This is a genomic window from Acinetobacter sp. FDAARGOS_515, from assembly GCF_003938865.1.
Taxonomy (GTDB): domain Bacteria; phylum Pseudomonadota; class Gammaproteobacteria; order Pseudomonadales; family Moraxellaceae; genus Acinetobacter; species Acinetobacter ursingii.
The window spans coordinates 595394-614418 of record NZ_RKIX01000003.1; the positions used below are offsets into that span (position 1 = coordinate 595394).

Below are 19025 nucleotides of genomic sequence, written 5' to 3' on the forward strand. Positions count from 1 at the left end.
GTTTCCGAGGCGGAAATTTAACACTTATTGAATCAATTGATAATTGCGAAAAGCAACAAAAAAAGGGAGCTTTCGCTCCCATTTTTTCTACACTTAAGCATCACGCTTTTATGCAAATTGGCTCAATTATTCAGCATCAGCTGCTTTAGCGAATAATTGACGACCACGGTAAAAACCATCTTTAGTCACGTGGTGACGACGATGAGTTTCACCTGTAGTTTGGTCTACAGTTAATGCATTCTCGGTTAAAGCGTCATGTGAACGGCGCATGTCACGGCGAGAGCGACTTTTACGGTTTTGCTGAACGGCCATGATGGCTCCTTACAAAGATCGAAAAAATGGATCAGAACAAATTCAGTTGTCTTAACTCAACATAATAACACAAATTGTGTTATGAATTAAGTTTGCCTTTCAAACCTGCCAAAACGTCAAACGGATTATCACGTTTTTCTTCGACAACATTCTCAACGGCTGGTTGATGCTTATGCTCACAAGACACATGCTTAGGAGATAAAGGCATCAACAATAACAGTTCATCTTCTATGAGTGACAGTAAATCAACAGTGGCAGGAGTGGAAAAATCACCCTTTGTTGAAGATTCGCTTTCGCCCAAGACGATGAAATCAGCATCCTCATCCAAGCGCTCTATCAGTGACTCATCATCAACCAGTGCGAGACGGAAGTCTGAAACAAGAGGAATTTCCACAGGCTCCAGACAACGCTGACATTCCAGTGGAACTTTTGTTTCAACATGACCATCAAACCACACAACGCGATGATACGCATCCATTGATAGCTTACAGTCTATAGAGATCAATTGATCATTAATTGATCCAACAGCTTCACGAGCAATACGAGCAAAGCGAGACAATGGCAGTGTTCCTGACCATGTAAAGCCCTGCTCAGCCCATTTAAACGGCTCAATCTGTGCCGGAAAGGTATTTGCTGACATAATTAAGGCGGCAATTCTACAAATTCATCGGTACTCTGTCAAAGATTAAGATACAATTTTGTACTAATTTAGACAGAACTCATGGTAACACAGCAATGCACCTGTTGCAGCCGCAACCTGAAGTAACAACTTCATTACTTGTTAGCACCCATTCAACCCATCAGTCTGCCCTGTCGTCTAATACAGTGCAACTCTCACCGTGGCAAAGCCTACAAACAGAACACGATCAGGTTGATTGGCTTATTTTACACTTTAATCACTGGTTTTCCCATCAAAATGTGACGCTGGTCAAAGGAGATTTTGAACCCGAATATTTTCCTGCGCAAAATCAAGCACCCGCTAGAATTCAGTTTGCTCATGGTTTTTTTAATAGTGCCTTACATGAAATTAGTCACTGGACGATTGCAGGGGCAAAACGACGTTTATTGCCTGATTTGGGCTATTGGTATGCGCCAGATGGTCGAACGCTTGAACAACAAAAGCTTTTTGAACAAGTCGAAATTAAACCGCAAGCAATTGAGTGGTTATTTGCTCAAGCTTTTGGTCGCAAATTTCGGGTATCTTTAGACAATTTAACAGGTGAAGGTGGCGACGGAACATCGTTTAAAGATCGTGTGTTTACTCAGGTACAGGCTTATTTTTCAGGTGAAGCAACATTACCATCTGATGCAGCGTATTTTATTCAATGTATTTGCAGCTGTACTCGTGACGGTAAAATTTTACAATCTGATGAATTTAAACGTGAATTGCTTGATTAAATCTGCTTTTAATTACATAACCGCAACTTCTCATCACGTACTGAATCTATTCAATGTGATTAAATAAAAGCGGTCATCAGATTCTTTTCGTCTTTGTTTAATCCCTGTTTATTTTTCTTTTCAAGGGAGAAATAAAAGGACTGATGACAGAAATCTCTTGGATAGAAGTGACACTTTACAACAATAACATTTGACTCAGGAGGATCCAGATATGTTGCATTTGCATATTCATCCAGAAAATCCACAAGCCCGATTGATTACTCAGGCCGTTGAACGTATCCGTGCAGGCGAAGTGGTGGTCTATCCAACCGATGCCGCCTATGCGATTGGTTGTCAGATTGGCAATAAAAGCGCAATGGAGCGTATTGCGCAAATTCGTGGACTTGGCCCAAAACATCAATATGCGATTATGTGTTGCGATTTATCGGATATTGCCACTTATGCCAAAGTCGATAATGCCATGTATCGTTTATTGAAAAATAATACGCCAGCAATCACCACTTTTATCTTGCCGGCCACCAGTGAAGTTCCAAAGCGGTTAATGCACCCCAAAAAGAAAACGATCGGGCTACGTATTCCCACCAATCCAATCTGTCAGGCATTGTTACAAGAATTAGGTGAACCCATTTTGACCAGTACCCTGATTTTACCGGGTCAGGAAGATCCATTGGATGATCCATATGACATTGAAAATCAGTTAAGCAAACGCATTGATGTGTTTATCGATGGGGGATTTGGCACATTAACCACTACCAGTATTGTAGATTTATCTGGAGACCATCCTGAGGTTGTCCGTCAAGGCGCAGGTGATGTGAGTGCGTTTGAGTAATCATTCATAGCCACCTTATAAAGGACGAAATTGTTCAATCACATCATTTAAACGTTGTTTTTGCTTGGCACGTTCATCAAAGTTATCAGGGCTTAGCCAGACATCATAGGCAGATTTCAATTCAGACCATTCCTCGTCAATGATTGAAAACCATGCTGTATTGCGGTTACGTTCTTTTGTTACTCGATCTTGGCGAAATAGTCCTTCAAAATAAAATCCAAAGCGTAATGCCGCACGTTTTGAAGGCTCATTCAAGTCATCACATTTCCATTCGATTCGTCGAAAATTGTAATCAAAACACTGTTTAAGCAATAAAAAGACAGCTTCTGTAGCAGCGGTTGTATGTTTTAAGCGATGTGAAAAATACACGTTGCCAATTTCAATGGCAGCATGCGCTAAACGTGGATTGAGCAATGCGATCCAACCCACGACTTCATCATTCATCTTAATCAGATAATGATACGAAGGATGAAACCCAAATACATTTTGCAGAGCATGCTTCAACTCATCGCGACTTTGAAAACCCTCATAGGGTAAATATGTCCAACACCGTGCATCTGGTTCAGTGCTAATCGTTTGCCAAAGTTGCTCTAGCTCCAAATCATTTGGACAGGTATCAGAAAGAGGAAGTAATTCCACAAATTGTCCTGTTAATTTTTCATATTGATAACTTGCAGGTAATAATTGTTGAACCTGAAATCCAACAGGTTGTTGGTACAAATTTAAGTTTGATTTTAAATAATTTTTCATTTTAATTATGCCCTAAGTCTAGTCTATTGATCCGACCACATTTCTAAACAAAATAACACTATCACAAAACCTTGAGCGTATTTAGGTATAAAATAGTGTTTATTTATTTATGGTTTTGATGCTTTTAACAATTTATTAAAGTCTGAATTTCCATTAGAATAAAACCCATTCTAATCTCCTTCTCTTTATGGCATTTATGCTCAATATGTCTAAAGTGACTCATGCTTTTGAAAATTCGCGTGGCCTATAACTGTAATGAACCAAGCTTTGAATCATTCATCGGAAGCCTTGCCGCAGATTCGCGTATTGGACGAATGGCAAGATGTTATTCCTGAAGATTTATATATTCCGCCTGCTGCTTTTGAAATTTTACTCGAACATTTCGAGGGACCCCTCGACTTCCTGATTTACCTGATTCAAAAAAATGGTTTTGATTTATTACAACTCGATATTGCCCCTATTGCGACTCAATACCTTTCTTATATGGATGCAATGAAGTCTCTCAATATTGAATTGACCGCAGATTATATGGTCATGGCAGCGTTGTTGGCTGATCTTAAATCACGATTACTCCTTCCTAAACCCACATCAATCACCTTAGAAAAAGATCCCAAACAGGAATTAATTGATCGTTTAGAAACCTATTTGCGTATTAAGCAAGCTGCCGAACGTTTAGGACAGTTTCCAGTACTAGATCGGGATACTTTTAGTCCCAATGTCGGCTTAGGTCATACAGCACCTGTGTATGAAGGATATGATGTCGAAAGCTTACGCGATGCACTGTTTTGTGTATTTAATCGACCTGAACCTGTCATGCATACAGTTGAGCAAGAGCCTGTTTTACTTGAAGAACGTATTGCGTTTATTCAGGAAAAAGTTAGCTCTGGGTCTGTTTTAGTATTTGAGGAATTATTAAATCCAGTACAGGGTCGGATGGGCATGGTTGTGACCTTTATGGCCGTATTGGAACTGACGCGCCAACAAATAATTAGAATTGTTAGCGCAGGTATTGATGCGCCACTCTCGATTCAGGGAGCACAGTTATGACTCTCGATCAACAACTGGCGATGTCACCTGAAGACATGCATCATGATGTGTTATTGCAAATTGAAGCTATATTATTTGCCAGTGATGCACCAGTGTCACTTGCACGATTAAAACAAGCCTTTCAGGATCAATATAATAAACCGCAATTACGTCAGTTTTTACAACAGCTTGCTGTCTTACAACATGGGCGATCTATTGAACTGATTGAAACTGCTCAAGGCTTTCGGTTTCAGGTTCGATCAAAATATCGTAATATAATCACACAAGTTTGGCCTGAACGCCCAACCAAGCTCTCACCGTCATTGCTCGAAACCATTGCCGTGATCGCCTATCATCAGCCAGTCACGCGCGCGGATATTGAACAGATTCGTGGTGTTACCAACAATAGTCAGATTTTGCGCACATTATTTGACTGGAACTGGATTAAAGAATCGGGTTTTAGAGATTTACCCGGAAGACCTGCGTTGTTGATTACAACGCCCCAATTTTTGAACGCTTTTGGCCTAGCATCTTTAGGTCAATTGCCTCCCCTACAGGATGCCAAGGAAGCTTTCATGACACTGGATGCAAATGCAGCCAAGTCTTGAATAGGTGAACTGTTGACAATTAATTCTAAGGTTGTGCTGTCATGAGTGAAAAGTTGCAAAAAGTATTAGCGCGAATCGGTCTCGGTTCACGTCGATATATGGAAGAGGTTATTGCCGCAGGTCGCGTCAGTGTAAATGGTCAGATTGCGCAGGTAGGCGAACGAATCGAACCAGGTGATGAATTACGTATTGATGGTCGCAAAGTTCAGTTTCAAGTCGAAGATGAAATTCGTCGTCGTGTCCTGATTTATTACAAACCTGAAGGTGAAATCTGTTCCCGCAACGACCCTGAACAGCGTCCAACTGTGTTTGAGCATCTCCCTCAAATTGCTAATGATCGTTGGGTTATGGTAGGCCGTCTGGACATTAACAGTACAGGTTTATTGCTTTTTACAAATGATGGTGAACTTGCCAATCGTTTAATGCATCCTTCCAATGAAGTTGAACGTGAATATGCAGTTCGTGTCATGGGTGAAGTTACTCCGCAAATCCGTCAAACCCTTTTAAATGGTGTAGTATTGGATGATGGCCCTGCCAAATTCGAGTCATTTTCAGAGCTTGGTGGTGATGGGATCAACCGTTGGTATCAGGTTGTGGTTAAAGAAGGACGTAACCGTGAAGTCCGTCGTTTATTTGAATCACAAGGTTTAAAAGTCAGCCGCTTATTACGTACCCGTTATGGCACTGTAATTTTGCCACGTGAACTGCGCACTGGCCGCTGGATGGAACTAGATAAAGCAGATATTGATAACCTAACTAAACTGGTTGAACTCAAGCCACGCCAAGGTACTGGTCTGTATGGTATGGCCAAACGTCGTACTGAACGTATGGTGGAAAAACCGCTTGCTGCACGTCGTGGTGGTTACTTACGTCAACAAAAACGTGATACTGACGATCAAACTGAAAGCCAATCCAAACCATTTACTCAACGTAAAAGCTTAGGTCAAAACAAAACTTTTAAAAAGTTTTAATCCAAAATCTCAATGAAATGAAAGAGCCCAAGATTGGGCTCTTTTTCATTTTATGCTAATTTTTTTTGTGAATTTTACTATTTTATAGGTAGACAGTTTTGTATATAATTCTCACGAAATAAAACAATTCAACAACAATAGGTTCATGATGATGAAAAAAATATCTTACTTGGCAATCGCAGTTTCTTTAGTGACTTTAGCTGGCTGTGGGGGTGGCGGATCAGGTGATTCTGGGATGACTGCTGGTGGGAATAATACAGGCAATGGATCAGGAGATACTAAATTAAAATGTGATCGTGGTATTTTACTTAACTCCAATTTAACAGCTAAATCTATTTTTGATGAAACGCTATATAGCATAAATTATTTAGATATAATGGGTGTAGATTCATCTGGACGTATTCAGCTCGAAAAAGATGGAATTTATGCTAAAAAAATTTCTATTAATGGACAAATGTTATATTCAGAATATCTTCCGATTTATAATCTTGGCCTTACAGAAATTGAAACTAATAAACAACTCATGCCTGTTGATTATGAATTAAACTCATCAGGTCTTTACACAACAAAAACATACCAAAAACAAAATAATGGTTGGCCAATTGGTTATCTTACAACATCAAACAACTTGATATTATCATTAGCAACATTCAACGATAAATGTAATTTTTCTGTAAATAAATTAGAATATACCTTTGAGAGTATTGATTTATCTGGAAAAAAAATATCAGATATATTACCTAACAATATTTTAACGCAATATCCTAAAAAAAATAATTATACCTATATAAATCCTTATGTCGGTCAAATTTTAAAGAAAAATTCGCAAGCCTTAGCTAAACTTCTAAATAGTAATACAACTTTCCCATCTGGTTCTATTATCTACATTCCTAAATCTGCTATATATGATGATAAGGAATTTAGTTTTTCAGAAAGTGATGCAACAACCTACCCAACCCTCGATGCATGGTTTAAAGCGTATTATGAAAAAATTCCATCACCTCCATCATACAAGTACGATAAAATCGCGGGTCTAAATGTCATTTACCATGTCGATTCAAATGGAAATCCTGCATATAGTGGAGCAGATCCAGCAATTGAAATGAATGGAAAAATTTACGACGGAGAGTGGAATATCAAAGGGAATATTCTTTCAACAAATTATGGCGTACCAACGAATGATGGATTTCCATATAATGATGTTTCAGGGCAACACTCTTTCTTTAATAAAGCTGCCTACGAGTTTATCTCTGCACAAATCCAAACCTATTATAAATAATGTGATCTAAATTATTTATCAATAAAGGCTTTATCTTTCTGATAAAGCCTTTTTGCTATATAAGCGATTATTATAATTTTGGAATATCAAACCATTTTGCTTCCGGAAAATTTTGTTTTAAATAGTTCTGTAAATATTGTGCGGTATCTTTTGAAATGAGTTCATCCTGAGATTCATCATTCAAATTATAAGCCAAAGCAAATAAAGATAAGCTTCGTTGCTTTAGTGCCTCCAGACTCAGTAAAGTATGATTAATACTACCCAAACGCCCAGAACTGACCAAAATCACAGGCAACTTTTTTTGTGCAATATAATCTATGGTGAGTAGTTCTGTCGTTAAGGGAACCATTAACCCACCTGCTCCTTCTAATAACACCACATCAAAGCGCTGTTGTAAGATTTGAGTCGCTTTTTCAATCTTTTCAAAATCAATGTCTCGACCATCAAGTTGTGTCGCCAAATGCGGCGAAGCGGGATAGCTAAAAATTTCAGGCATGGTCAGTTTTTCGCGATCTTCTGGCAACCAACCTGCTCCCATAATTTCACGATGTTTTTCGATATCTTCAGAAACATCCACATTTCCAGTCTGAATCAATTTTTGGGTAATGGTCGACTGCCCTTGTGTGTTCCAGAGTTTCGCCAGATAACCTGTGGCATAGGTTTTTCCAATTCCCGTATCAATCCCACTGACAAAATAAACTAAGCCACTCATGCTGTTCTCCGTGCGATACAATAAATGGGATGATAGGTCAAAGAATACTGCTGATTCTCTAGCTGAAACTGTTGATAACGTTGATAAAATTCAGTAATTGATTGTTTTGTCCAGCGTTGTTGCTGTACAGATGCCCCAGTCACACCCGTCGCTTTAAGGTGTTTGAGTACCGCTTTCGGAGTTGCAAACTGCATATATAAAGATTGTTGGCTTAGTTCAACAATCTCAAAGTTTACTTGTTCAAGCTGTTGCCGCCAGTCATTGATCGACCAATACTGTAAACCTTGCCCAGTAAGCTGTTTAATTTCAATAAAATTATCAGGGCCAAAGGTGGAAAAACATAACCAGCCTTGTGCCTTTAGCGCCGTATGACAACGCGCCAAAAGTTTAGGTAAATCATTAATCCATTGAAGGGCTGAACTCGACACGATTGCATCTAAATCTGCGGGCAAATCCAGTGTTTCAATATCCCCAATCATCCATTGGATCGGTAAATGATCCTGAAAATGTTGCTGCACTTGTGGATACAAATCATTTAAATACCATTGTTCAATTTGAAAATTATTCACCAATTGATGGGTTAAATTGCCTGATCCACAGCCAATTTCCAAAACATGCGCTAAATTTTCAGGACAATGGTTTTGCATCAGTTGACTTAAATGCTGACTGATTTGTTTTTGAATAATCGCTTGTTCGGTATAGCTTTGTCCCGCTTTGGCAAAACGCTGGGCAATCAGGGATTTATTGAGATTCACAAACACGCTACCAATCGTTGTAGATCATCAGACTGAATCAGTGATGTTAATGAAATTCTGAGCCGTGCGCTATGCTGTGGCACAGTGGGAGGACGAACGGGCATCGCATAAAAACCATGTTGCTGTACGCTTTGAGATTTTTCTACCGCTGTTTGGCTTGCTCCGACAATAATCGGCACGATATGGCTGGTCGATGGACTATGATAACCTTTTGCGACAATTGCCGATTGTAAATCCTGACTGATCTTGTGCAAATGTAAGCGTTCGCTTTTGGCTGCCATAACTTTTTTAAAGATAAAATCCGACCATGCAATATTGATCGGCGGCAAAGCGGTACTAAAAATCAATGGACGCATAGTGTTGATCAAATAGCTGCGAATCATCGGATCACAAATCAGATAGCCGCCTACTGAGGCACAGGCTTTTCCAAAGGTACCGACCAGTAAATCAATATCAGCCATCACCTTATATTGCTCGGCACAACCCAAACCCTGCTCACCGCGAACACCGATCGCATGTGCTTCATCCACATACAACATGACTTTATCAAAACCATGCTTGATTTGAACCAATGCAGCCAAATCCGTTTCATCACCATCCATGCTAAAAATACTTTCAGTCACCACAATAATGCGTTCAATGTCGACATCATCATGATATTTTTCAATGAGCTGAGTTAAATGTTGTAGATCATTATGCCGATAACGTACATATTTGGCAGAGGATAAGCGAATGCCATCAATCATACTGGCATGTACCAGTTTATCCGCTAAAATCAGCGTTTTATCATCACTTAAAGCGGGTAAAATCCCGATATTCATATGATAGCCGCTATTAAATAATAACGCTGCACGGCCTAAAAATGCCTGACTTAAATTCGCTTCAAATTGTTCATATTCTTCAAAATTACCTGTCAGCAAGCGTGAAGAAGACGAACTAAAATAACGGCGTTGAATGGGTTGCTGATCTAAAAACTCTTCGCGAAGCTGAGTGTTGGCAGCTAAGCCCAAATAATCATTGGAGGAAAGATTAAGCATCTTTCTTCCTGCAATCTCAATATAAGCGCCGTGTTGCTCATTGGCGGTAAACTGGCGTAAATTTCCAGTCTGTTTAAGCTGATCAAGCTGCTGTTGATAATGATCAAGCAATGCCATGTTTCACCTCAACTTGCATCTGTTGTACCACGTCAATCAGTTGTTCTAGCAGGAAATTTAACTCGTCTTTGGAAATAACATAGGGTGGCATTACATAGACCAGTTTGCCAAACGGTCGCACCCAGATCCCACGCTCAACAAACTGCTGTTGCAAGGTTTTCATATCAACATTGAACTTGAGCTCCACCACCCCAATCGCCCCTAAAATACGTACATCTGCCACGTATTCCAATGCAGACAAAATCTGTAATGATTGTAATTGTTCAGATATCCGTTGAATATTGGCTTGCCAATCCTGCTCGAGCAATAACTGAGTACTTCTCAAGGCAACGGCACAGGCCAAAGGATTCGCCATAAAAGTGGGGCCATGCATAAAAACACCAGCTTCACCAGCACTAATGGTTTCAGCGACCTGCCTAGTCGTAAGCGTGGCTGATAAAGTCATATAGCCACCTGTTAGTCCTTTACCAAGACACATAATATCGGGCTCAACCTGTGCATGTTCCCACGCAAACAGTTTTCCAGTACGACCAAAGCCTGTGGCAATTTCATCAAAAATCAGCAGTAACTGATATTGGTCGCACAACTTGCGGAGCTGTTTTAAGTATTCTGGATGATAAAAGCGCATTCCACCTGCGCCCTGTACAATCGGTTCAATAATAAATGCAGCCAATTCTTGATGATGCAGTTTTAAGATTTGCTCAACTTCATCCAGCTCGGAAAGATTCCATTCACCATCAAAACGGCTTTGTGGTGCAGACACAAAAATACGTTGCGATAAACTATTTCCGAAAATTTGATGCATCCCCGTGACAGGATCACAAACCGACATCGCATTCCATGTATCGCCATGATAGCCAGAACGTGTGGTGATAAAATTGGTCTTTTGCTTGAAGCTTGTATCCGATTCGGCTTTTGATGACCCTGCTTTTGATGACCAATACTGAACCGCCATTTTCATGGCGACTTCCACCGCAACTGAACCTGAGTCGGCATAAAAAATTTTATCCAGACTGGGCGGCGTGATTTTGAGTAGTAATTTTCCCAGTTCAATTGCAGGCTCATGGGTGAGACCACCAAACATGATATGTGCCATATGGTCGAGTTGACGCGTTACAGCAAGATCGAGTTCAGGATGGTGATAACCATGAATTGCACACCACCATGAAGACATGCCATCAATCAACTGACGGCCATCCTCAAGTTCAATGGTTGCGCCATAGGCACGTTTGACTTTAAAGGTAGGTAATGGATGAAGCATGGAGGTATAAGGATGCCAGATATGCTCCAAATCAAACTGATCACTCATCCATTGACTCCATTGATGTACCTTTTCAATATGAAACTACATATTAAACGTGCAGACTTTGAAAATATATTGCGATAAACACCATTTCGTTTAAAGCTTAAACTGATGATTCAATAAATTTCGTAATTTCATCGCAAGTTTTTTCGACCTGAATAAATGGAAGGCTGTGTGCAGCATTTTCAACGGTCACAATCTGAATTGATTTTGCATTAATCTTCTGCATATCTTGCACAATTTCGCAAGGAACTAGCGCATCATGATCTGCAAAGAGATGAAGCTGCCGACCTGTATAATTTTTTAAGATTTCAACCAGATTAAATTGTTCTAGTATCGCTAAACCTTGTTTTAATAGCGACATGGGCTGCGCATGTAACATGGTTTGCATCGTATTAAAATCAGATTTAGCTGTTTCAACACCTTTGGTCACCAACAAACCAAAACGCTTTAGAGTCGTAATCGGATCATGCTCAAAAGATTGCTTAAACTGATGAAAATCATCTACAGACATCGCATATCGCCAATTTTCATGTGCCACAAAACTTGGATTAGAGGCCATCGTAATTAAAGTCTTGTTTTGACTTGTCTTGAGAGCAACGTCATGCACCAAGCGCATGGCTAACTCGCCCCCCAATGACCACCCTGCAATCACATCAAATTTGATAGCATGTTCTAGCTGTTGTGCTAAAACCTGCTCATCTAGCGCATTAAAAATATTACTGAGTTCAACGGTATAGCCTTGTTGTTCAAGTAACTGTTTTAAGGGGTTTAATAGCTTCTCACCGCCACCCCATCCTGTAATGAGAAGAATACGTTGTTTCAATGTCTTACTCTGTGCCTTTCACTTGAAAAAGTATAACCATTTTTATTCGGTGATTTGATTGCGGGGTTGCTCATTATTGTCCAGATCAAGTAACAAAGTTGCAGGAATCACTTTTTCCCAACAGTCTCGTTTAAATTGTTGATGAACTTGATCAATCTCAAAAGGACTGGTTTTAGCCATTTGTTGCGCTTTAACTAAATCGACGGCTCGCATATAAGCAATTAAATAATCCTGCCCTTCGATCTGGATATGAAACCATGATTCAACTGTAACACCTTCGGCTTGAAGCGTTTCAATCGCTTCAACTTTGCGCTGCTCAAGCTGTTGTTGCCATGTTTCAACTTTTGACCATGTATTGGGTTTTAATTTAATCAGTGCTGCACCAACGTCCATTGATCTTCTTTCACTTTATTTATTTTGATTGATCTAATATGCATAGACCGAATCACAAAAGCAAAAATTTCTTAGTACATTTCAAAGTTGATTTTGTTAAACTGAGATTTAGGCTTTTCCAATGGGCTTTTGAATAAACATGAAAATGACGCGCACAATAACAATATTGAGAACAGGCTTAATCAGTCTCTGTTTAACCGCAGGACTGATCAATTTCACACATGCTGCCAATGAGGTATTTTCAAAATCCAGTATAGATCAAAAACAATGGGTGGGTCAGCCTGCACCTGAGTTTCGATTACAGGATCAAAATGGAATCTGGCACGAATTAAAAGATTTTCGAGGCAAGTGGCTGGTTTTGTATTTTTACCCCAAAGATGACTCTCCTGGTTGTACTCAGGAAGCCAATCGTTTTAAAACGCTTTCTTCGCAATTTACCCAATCGAATGCCGTGGTCATGGGCGTAAGTCTGGATGATGTTGCCTCACATAAGAAATTCTCAGACAAATTAGGACTCACTTTTCCCATTTTGGCAGATAGTGATCATCAGTTAGCCGAAAAATTTGGCATTGTGCGAAATATGGGGATCATGAAAATTGCCAAAAGAGAAAGTTTTTTAATTGACCCCAAAGGTACTGTGGTCTATCACTACACCAGCGTCAACACTCAAACGCATGCTGATGAAGTGCTTAAAGATGTCAAACGTTTACAGCAAAAACCATAATATCAAAATGAAAAACTCAGCCGAAGCTGAGTTTTTTAATCTTACATCTGTGATTGAATATAATTTTGTAAGCCCATCAATTCAATCAAACGTAACTGTTTTTCTAACCAGTAAGTATGATCTTCTTCAGTATCTGACATTTGTGAACGGAGCATATCACGGCTGACATAGTCCCCTTTTTCCTCACACAATTTCACGCCATCAGCCAATTTCTGACGAACATGATATTCAAGCGCCAAATCTGCTTTCAGGCAAGATACAACATCTTCACCAGTGACAATATCATTACGGTTCATGTTAGGCTTGCCTTCGAGGAATAACACACGGCGAATAATCGAATCCGCATGTGCAGCTTCTTCTTGCATTTCATGATCGATACGTTCATAAATTTTGCTTAAACCCCAATCCTCATACATACGTGAATGGATCAGGTATTGATCACGGGCAGCCAGTTCGCCACCGATCAACATATTTAAATAGTCTATGACTTCTGGATTGCCGCGCATTTGTAATTCTCCTCTCGAATATGAATATTATGGTCAAGTTTAAAAATGATTGCAAAGCAAAAATGATGTAAGTTTATGATTTTTATAAAATTAAAATGAGAAACATACGCATTTACAGTTTTAATTGGAAAATTTATTGTGAAAAAATAAATGTTTGCACCCTTTTTAGAGAAAAATTTCTTCAAAATTGCATTCATTTCTTGTTTTTTTTATTTTGTAACGGCTTTGTTGCATAAATAAATTTCATCCCCATACATGTTAGATGAATACAGAATCAAAAAGCCGATACAAAACAACGAACTGGTCTGAGTACAATCAGGCTTTACGTCAACGGGGTGCTTTCACTATTTGGTTTGATCCCCAAATGCAATGGTCTGCAACACCTACTGGAAAAAAAGGACGTCAACCTACCTACACTGATATAGCAATTCAATTTGCCCTGACGATACGAAACCTGTTCCAACTGGCTTTACGCCAAACACAAGGTTTCATTCAAAGCCTTTTGCAAATGGCTCACCTCGACTGGAATGTTCCAGACTTCTCAACATTGAGTCGGCGAGCAGATAAGCTCCAGCCACTTCTACATAAATCAGCAAAAAATCCACAGGAAGACTTGCATATTTTAGTTGATAGCACAGGGATCAAAGTTACAGGTGATGGGGAATGGGTGCGTAAAAAACATGGCGTAAACCAACATCGTCAATGGCTGAAATTACATCTTGCGACAGATGCAAACAGTGGAGAAATACAAGCGGTTGAAGTCACGACCTGCCAATATGGTGATGCTGAAATGCTCCAACCTCTTTTAGATCAAATTGATGAACCCATTGCATCTGTCACGGCTGATGGTGCTTATGACACAGTGAATTGTTATGATGCGATTTTGAAACGGCAAGCAAATGTAATTATCCCTCCTCGTTCCAATGCTGCTTTATGGGCAGAAAATGAAATTGGTAAAGCAAGGAATCATGCAGTACAAGGCTGTTGGGACAAGGGTCAAAAGCAGTGGAAACGAGATATTGGTTATCATCGACGATCCCGAATAGAGGCTAAAATGTTTGCCTTGAAACGACTTGGACAAGGTGTATCTAGTCGATGCTTTAATCGTCAGGTGGTTGACTTGCAAATAAGAGTCGATATTTTGAATAAATTTACTCAACTTGGTACAGCTAAAACGGTGGCTGTTGCATAAATATCTGAAGATTAGAACAACTCTATCTTTCGTCTATTTGTGCAACAAAGCCTTTTGTAACTAAAGACAATGCTTCTTATTTAAATCAGAAAATCATTCTAAAAACATTAAAACTTGTTCTATTGATCTAAACAGCTATTCATTCCCATTTATTGACTATTTTTTTCACTCTAGAAATACAATAGAATAATATGTTTAAAGTTAAGAGTATTTGTTAGATGAAAAAAATTTTTATTTTATTAAGTGGAATAATAACAAGCTCATGCATAAATGCTCAAGAATTCGATTTCCGCGGTGCTATCTTAGGAATGACTTTAAGCGATTTTAAAAATCTTCCACCAATTAATGGAAAGTTATTAAGAGATGGAACAACAGTATCTTGCACAGAAAAACAAGATAATTTAGAGTGCATGAGGGCTGGAGATGATCCTTTTAATCAAACATTTGGATTTACAACTATAAATTATGTTTTTCATAAAGATGCAAGTAACCAACCAAAGTTATATATGATTATGTTAATGAGTGATAATAGAAATGCAGCTGCCAGTTTAGCTGGTTTAACAGAAAAATGGGGGAAAGGAAGCCAAGCAACTTCTCATGCTACTAATGGTTTAGGGATAGAAATAAAAACGATCGAAGTTAAATGGAATAAACCAAACTCAGAAATAATACTAGAGTCCCCATGCGGTAGTGTTAAATATTTTTGCATGACTTATCAGCATAAAGGTATTTACAAACAAATTTCCGATGGAAACAAAAAAGAAAATAATTTTTAAATTTTCGCCCCTTTTATTAGAATAAACTAATAAATTATTGCTGATCAAACTATCTTCAGTATGTTACTAACATTTTAGAAAGTAATTATTATGAACAAGAACACACCGATTTTAGTGACGGGTGCTACAGGCTATGTAGCTGGCTGGATTATTGAACGTTTACTCATGCAAGGTTATATCGTACATGCAACTGTGCGTGACCCATCTAAAAAAGAAAAACTACAGCATCTTACCGAAATTGCAAAAAAATCATCCGGTCAAATTTATTTTTTTAAAGCCGATTTATTGACCCCCCATGCTTTTGACGAGGCCATGAAGGCTTGTGAAATTGTGATTCATACTGCATCTCCTTTTGTGATTAGTAATTATAAGGATGCGGTGAAAGACATTATTGAGCCAGCGGTAAATGGTACGATCAATGTACTTGAGTCCGTGAATCGAACGACAACAGTCAAACGTGTTGTCGTGACGTCAAGTATCGCCGCAATCTGTGGAGATGCCATCGAAATTGAAGACACAGCCAACCATGAATTTGATGAAAGTCATTGGAATAACAGTAGTAGTGAGACACATCAACCTTACTCTTATTCCAAAGTCGCAGCAGAACGTAAAGCATGGGAAATAGCGGAGCAGCAGGATCGCTGGTCGCTAGTTTGTATCAATCCCGCTTTGGTGATGGGACCTTCTCTTACAACAGCTACACAATCTGGCAGTGTTGAGCTATTGGAAAAGTTTGGTGATGGAACACTTTTATTTGGCGCCCCTGAAATCTGGATGGGAATTGTCGATGTCCGTAATGTCGCAGATGCCCATGTTGCAGCTGCATTTTCTTCAACGGCAAATGGACGTTATATTATCTCAGGAGGAACTTTAAGCTTTCTCGAAATGGGAAAAATATTGACTCAGCGTTTCGGTTATCGTTATCCATTCCCGCACTTCACGGTTCCTAAAGCAGTTTTCTCTTTATTCGCACCACTGTTTGGACAATCTCGGAAATTTGTAAAGCGTAATGTTGGCTATCCTGTTTATTTCAGTTCAAAACGCAGTCAGGAAGAACTTGGTATCGAATATTTAGATATTCAGCAAAGTCTTTGTGAACATTTTCAGCAATTGCTGGATGATGGTCTGATTAAAAAACGGGGATAATGCAAATGTGAATAGAGAGCACGCGACATCACCATCACGGTAGATAAGACAATAGATACCCATCAGCCTGAACGTTCACCTTAGTCCAGATGAACGCATCATAGCATAATGAATCACAGCATATTAATTGTCGTATTGTGCCAAAAACTCTAAAAACTCCTGTTCATTCATGACACGAATGTCGAGTTTTTCGGCTTTATCAAGCTTACTTCCTGCTTTTTCGCCAGCAACCACACATTTGGTTTTACTGGAAACACTACCACTGACACGCGCACCCAGAGCCTGTAAACGCTGTGTCGCTTCATCACGTCCCATACTAGACAATGTGCCGGTCACCACCCAACTTTCACCATTTAATGGCTGACGCGTTGGAGCAGTCGGTGCATCCCAATGAATACCAGCAGCCAATAAACGATCAAGTACTTCAATGTTATGCGGAGCCAAAAAGAAATCAAAAATCCACTCAGCGGTAATTTCCCCCACATCAGGCGTTTTCTTCAAGGCATCAATATCGGCATTTTTTAATGCATCAAAAGTTTGAAAAGTATTGGCCAGCATTCGTGCAGTGGTTTCCCCAACACCACGAATTCCAAGCGCGTAGATAAACCGCGCCAGCGTGGTTTTTTTACTGGCTTCAATCGCATCCATCAAGTTCTGAACGGACTTTTCTCCCATTTTTTCAATACTGAGTAAAGTCTCGCGATGTTCGTGCAAATGATAAATATCTGCGACATCTTTTAAGAGATTCAAATGCAATAAAGACTCAACCCAGCGGTCGCCCAAGCCTTCAATATCCATCGCCTTACGTGATACAAAATGTCGAATCGCTTCAATCCGTTGTGCAGCACAATATAATCCACCTGAACAACGTGCCAAAGCCTCACCTTCGGGCATTACCACAGGAGAGGAACAGACTGGACAGTGTTCGGGCAATTCAACTACTTGTGCATCGGCAGGACGAAATTCAGGCCAGACTCGTTCAACTTTAGGAATCACATCGCCACTACGATACACACTGACCTGATCACCTACACGCACATCCAGACGATGAATTTCTCCAATATTATGCAAGGTCACATTGGATACAGTTACACCACCCACTAACACAGGCTGCAAACGCGCCACGGGGGTCAATGTTCCCGTTCGCCCCACCTGCCAGTCAATATTTTCAACCGTGGTTCGTGCAATTTCGGCAGGAAATTTATAAGCTGTCGCCCAACGTGGTTCACGACTTAAAAACCCAAGTTGCTGTTGTTGTTTTAGATCATCGACCTTGATGACCATACCATCAATTTCAACGGTTAAATTTGGGCGTTCCTGCTGAATTTGCTCATAACGCTGCTGCACTTCTTCAATCGATGAACATAAAAATTGGCGTTCAGCGATTTCAAAACCCAACTGTGTTAACCAATGCAGACTTTCATGCATGCTTGCCAAACCATGATGCGGCTCACATTGCGCAATCCCATAGGCATAAAAAGCTAAGGGGCGTGATGCTGCAATATTCGGGTCAAGTTGCCTTAAACTTCCTGCGGCGGCATTACGTGGATTGGCAAAAGTTTTTTCACCTTTCGCAGCCTGCTCCGCATTGAGCTTTTCAAAGCCTTGCTTCGGCATTAGCACTTCGCCACGAACCTCTAACACTTTAAAATCATTTCTAAAAATAGATACTATATTTTCGTTATTTGTATTTTGTATTTTGGCCCTAAATTTTTGTTTTCTTTTTTGTTCATGAAATAATTTTCTTTTTGGGGCAGTTCTTTTTTTATTTCTTCTTTTTTTGTTAGTTCTTTTAATTATCTTAGATTGTAATTTAGTTTGAGATTCGATTATTAATTTTGGTAAATTACGAATGGTTTTGACATTCTGGGTAATGTCTTCACCCGTTTCACCATCACCACGCGTCACACCACGAACCAGTACACCATTTTCATACCACAGTGAAATCGCCAGACCATCCAGTTTCAGCTCAACATCGTATTGAACCTGTTGATTGGGTAAGCGTTCCTCAATTCGACGGGCAAAAGCAAACAGTTCTTCCTGATTAAATACATTGCCTAAAGACAGCATCGGTACGGCATGGGTCACCGTTTCAAATTTGCTCAATGCCTGACCACCGACTTTATTGGTGGGGGTATCGGGTTGTAATAGCTCAGGATATTGCTGCTCTAAAGCTTTTAACTGATGAAATAGCTGATCATATTCATTGTCACTAATACTCGGTTGATCCATCACATAATAAGCATGATTATGTTTTGCAATCAGTTGAATTAATTGACGCATTTGCGCAATGACATCGCTATTCTTCAGCATAAAAACTCACCATATAAAAGGGCGGAAAATCCGCCCAGAGTTGCAACGACTA

Annotated in this window: 21 protein-coding genes; 10 read left to right on the top strand and 11 right to left on the bottom strand. The window is 39.6% G+C overall.

Annotation, left to right across the window (positions count from 1 at the left end; translation table 11 throughout):
* Window positions 1-126 precede the first annotated feature (126 nt).
* Together rpmF and EGS47_RS04265 are read right to left on the bottom strand one after the other, a co-directional pair.
* Entirely contained in the window at window positions 127-312 is a 186-nt protein-coding gene (gene rpmF, locus EGS47_RS04260; RefSeq protein ID WP_004723964.1) for a 50S ribosomal protein L32, read from the bottom strand.
* A 79-nt stretch (window positions 313-391) separates the two neighbouring features.
* A complete protein-coding gene (locus EGS47_RS04265) occupies window positions 392-952 on the bottom strand; it encodes a YceD family protein (protein ID WP_004991096.1) in 561 nt (186 codons plus the stop codon).
* A 95-nt stretch (window positions 953-1047) separates the two neighbouring features.
* Here EGS47_RS04265 and EGS47_RS04270 point away from each other — a divergent pair, with 95 nt between their 5' ends.
* Both EGS47_RS04270 and EGS47_RS04275 read left to right on the top strand, forming a co-directional pair.
* Window positions 1048-1710, top strand: a complete 663-nt coding sequence (locus tag EGS47_RS04270) for an elongation factor P hydroxylase (protein ID WP_125269209.1) — start codon at window positions 1048-1050, stop codon at window positions 1708-1710.
* A gap of 211 nt (window positions 1711-1921) precedes the next feature.
* Complete coding sequence (locus tag EGS47_RS04275) at window positions 1922-2539, top strand: L-threonylcarbamoyladenylate synthase (RefSeq protein WP_004991100.1); 618 nt, start codon at window positions 1922-1924, stop codon at window positions 2537-2539.
* A gap of 15 nt (window positions 2540-2554) precedes the next feature.
* Here EGS47_RS04275 and EGS47_RS04280 read toward each other — a convergent pair whose 3' ends face one another.
* Entirely contained in the window at window positions 2555-3289 is a 735-nt protein-coding gene (locus EGS47_RS04280) for a GNAT family N-acetyltransferase (RefSeq protein WP_125269210.1), read from the bottom strand.
* 255 nt (window positions 3290-3544) lie between these two features.
* Between EGS47_RS04280 and EGS47_RS04285 the strand changes: the two genes are divergently transcribed.
* The 4 genes from EGS47_RS04285 to EGS47_RS04300 all read left to right on the top strand — a co-directional run bounded on the left by EGS47_RS04285 (window position 3545) and on the right by EGS47_RS04300 (window position 7173).
* Entirely contained in the window at window positions 3545-4336 is a 792-nt protein-coding gene (locus tag EGS47_RS04285; protein ID WP_125269211.1) for a segregation and condensation protein A, read from the top strand.
* Window positions 4333-4923, top strand: coding sequence for an SMC-Scp complex subunit ScpB (scpB, locus tag EGS47_RS04290; protein ID WP_004995886.1), 591 nt, complete (start codon window positions 4333-4335; stop codon window positions 4921-4923). The genes EGS47_RS04285 and scpB overlap by 4 nt, the downstream gene beginning before the upstream one ends.
* A 41-nt stretch (window positions 4924-4964) precedes the next feature.
* Window positions 4965-5894, top strand: coding sequence for a 23S rRNA pseudouridine(2605) synthase RluB (rluB, locus tag EGS47_RS04295; protein ID WP_004991112.1), 930 nt, complete (start codon window positions 4965-4967; stop codon window positions 5892-5894).
* Between the two features lie 145 nt (window positions 5895-6039).
* Window positions 6040-7173: a hypothetical protein gene (locus tag EGS47_RS04300; RefSeq protein ID WP_416376701.1), complete on the top strand. Its 1134-nt coding sequence runs from the start codon at window positions 6040-6042 to the stop codon at window positions 7171-7173.
* 70 nt (window positions 7174-7243) lie between these two features.
* Here EGS47_RS04300 and bioD read toward each other — a convergent pair whose 3' ends face one another.
* The 6 genes from bioD to EGS47_RS04330 form a co-directional block, all read right to left on the bottom strand.
* Window positions 7244-7885 (bottom strand): dethiobiotin synthase, encoded by a 642-nt coding sequence (gene bioD / locus EGS47_RS04305; RefSeq protein ID WP_125269212.1) that lies wholly within the window; start codon window positions 7883-7885, stop codon window positions 7244-7246.
* Complete coding sequence (gene bioC, locus EGS47_RS04310) at window positions 7882-8640, bottom strand: malonyl-ACP O-methyltransferase BioC (protein ID WP_125269213.1); 759 nt, start codon at window positions 8638-8640, stop codon at window positions 7882-7884. The genes bioD and bioC overlap by 4 nt, the downstream gene beginning before the upstream one ends.
* Complete coding sequence (locus tag EGS47_RS04315; RefSeq protein WP_125269214.1) at window positions 8637-9794, bottom strand: 8-amino-7-oxononanoate synthase; 1158 nt, start codon at window positions 9792-9794, stop codon at window positions 8637-8639. The genes bioC and EGS47_RS04315 overlap by 4 nt, the downstream gene beginning before the upstream one ends.
* Window positions 9781-11103, bottom strand: a complete 1323-nt coding sequence (bioA, locus tag EGS47_RS04320; RefSeq protein WP_125269215.1) for an adenosylmethionine--8-amino-7-oxononanoate transaminase — start codon at window positions 11101-11103, stop codon at window positions 9781-9783. The genes EGS47_RS04315 and bioA overlap by 14 nt, the downstream gene beginning before the upstream one ends.
* Window positions 11104-11200: 97 nt before the next feature.
* Entirely contained in the window at window positions 11201-11923 is a 723-nt protein-coding gene (locus tag EGS47_RS04325; RefSeq protein WP_125269216.1) for a hydrolase, read from the bottom strand.
* Between the two features lie 42 nt (window positions 11924-11965).
* Entirely contained in the window at window positions 11966-12316 is a 351-nt protein-coding gene (locus EGS47_RS04330; protein ID WP_125269217.1) for a DUF6176 family protein, read from the bottom strand.
* A 139-nt stretch (window positions 12317-12455) separates the two neighbouring features.
* On the opposite strand from EGS47_RS04330, the gene EGS47_RS04335 reads away from it, so the two are divergent.
* Complete coding sequence (locus EGS47_RS04335) at window positions 12456-13040, top strand: peroxiredoxin (protein ID WP_125269218.1); 585 nt, start codon at window positions 12456-12458, stop codon at window positions 13038-13040.
* A 41-nt stretch (window positions 13041-13081) separates the two neighbouring features.
* Here the strand turns inward: EGS47_RS04335 and ftn are convergent, their stop codons facing one another.
* A complete protein-coding gene (gene ftn / locus EGS47_RS04340) occupies window positions 13082-13546 on the bottom strand; it encodes a heteropolymeric bacterioferritin subunit Ftn (protein WP_125269219.1) in 465 nt (154 codons plus the stop codon).
* Window positions 13547-13808: 262 nt separating this feature from the next.
* Between ftn and EGS47_RS04345 the strand changes: the two genes are divergently transcribed.
* The 3 genes from EGS47_RS04345 to EGS47_RS04355 all read left to right on the top strand — a co-directional run bounded on the left by EGS47_RS04345 (window position 13809) and on the right by EGS47_RS04355 (window position 16660).
* Entirely contained in the window at window positions 13809-14738 is a 930-nt protein-coding gene (locus EGS47_RS04345; RefSeq protein ID WP_004763228.1) for an IS5-like element ISAba10 family transposase, read from the top strand.
* A gap of 218 nt (window positions 14739-14956) precedes the next feature.
* Window positions 14957-15514 (top strand): hypothetical protein, encoded by a 558-nt coding sequence (locus EGS47_RS04350; protein WP_125269220.1) that lies wholly within the window; start codon window positions 14957-14959, stop codon window positions 15512-15514.
* Between the two features lie 90 nt (window positions 15515-15604).
* Complete coding sequence (locus EGS47_RS04355; RefSeq protein WP_125269221.1) at window positions 15605-16660, top strand: SDR family oxidoreductase; 1056 nt, start codon at window positions 15605-15607, stop codon at window positions 16658-16660.
* Window positions 16661-16783: 123 nt separating this feature from the next.
* On the opposite strand, the gene ligA is transcribed toward EGS47_RS04355, so the two are convergent.
* Entirely contained in the window at window positions 16784-18973 is a 2190-nt protein-coding gene (ligA, locus tag EGS47_RS04360; RefSeq protein ID WP_416376702.1) for an NAD-dependent DNA ligase LigA, read from the bottom strand.
* Window positions 18974-19025: the final 52 nt, after the last annotated feature.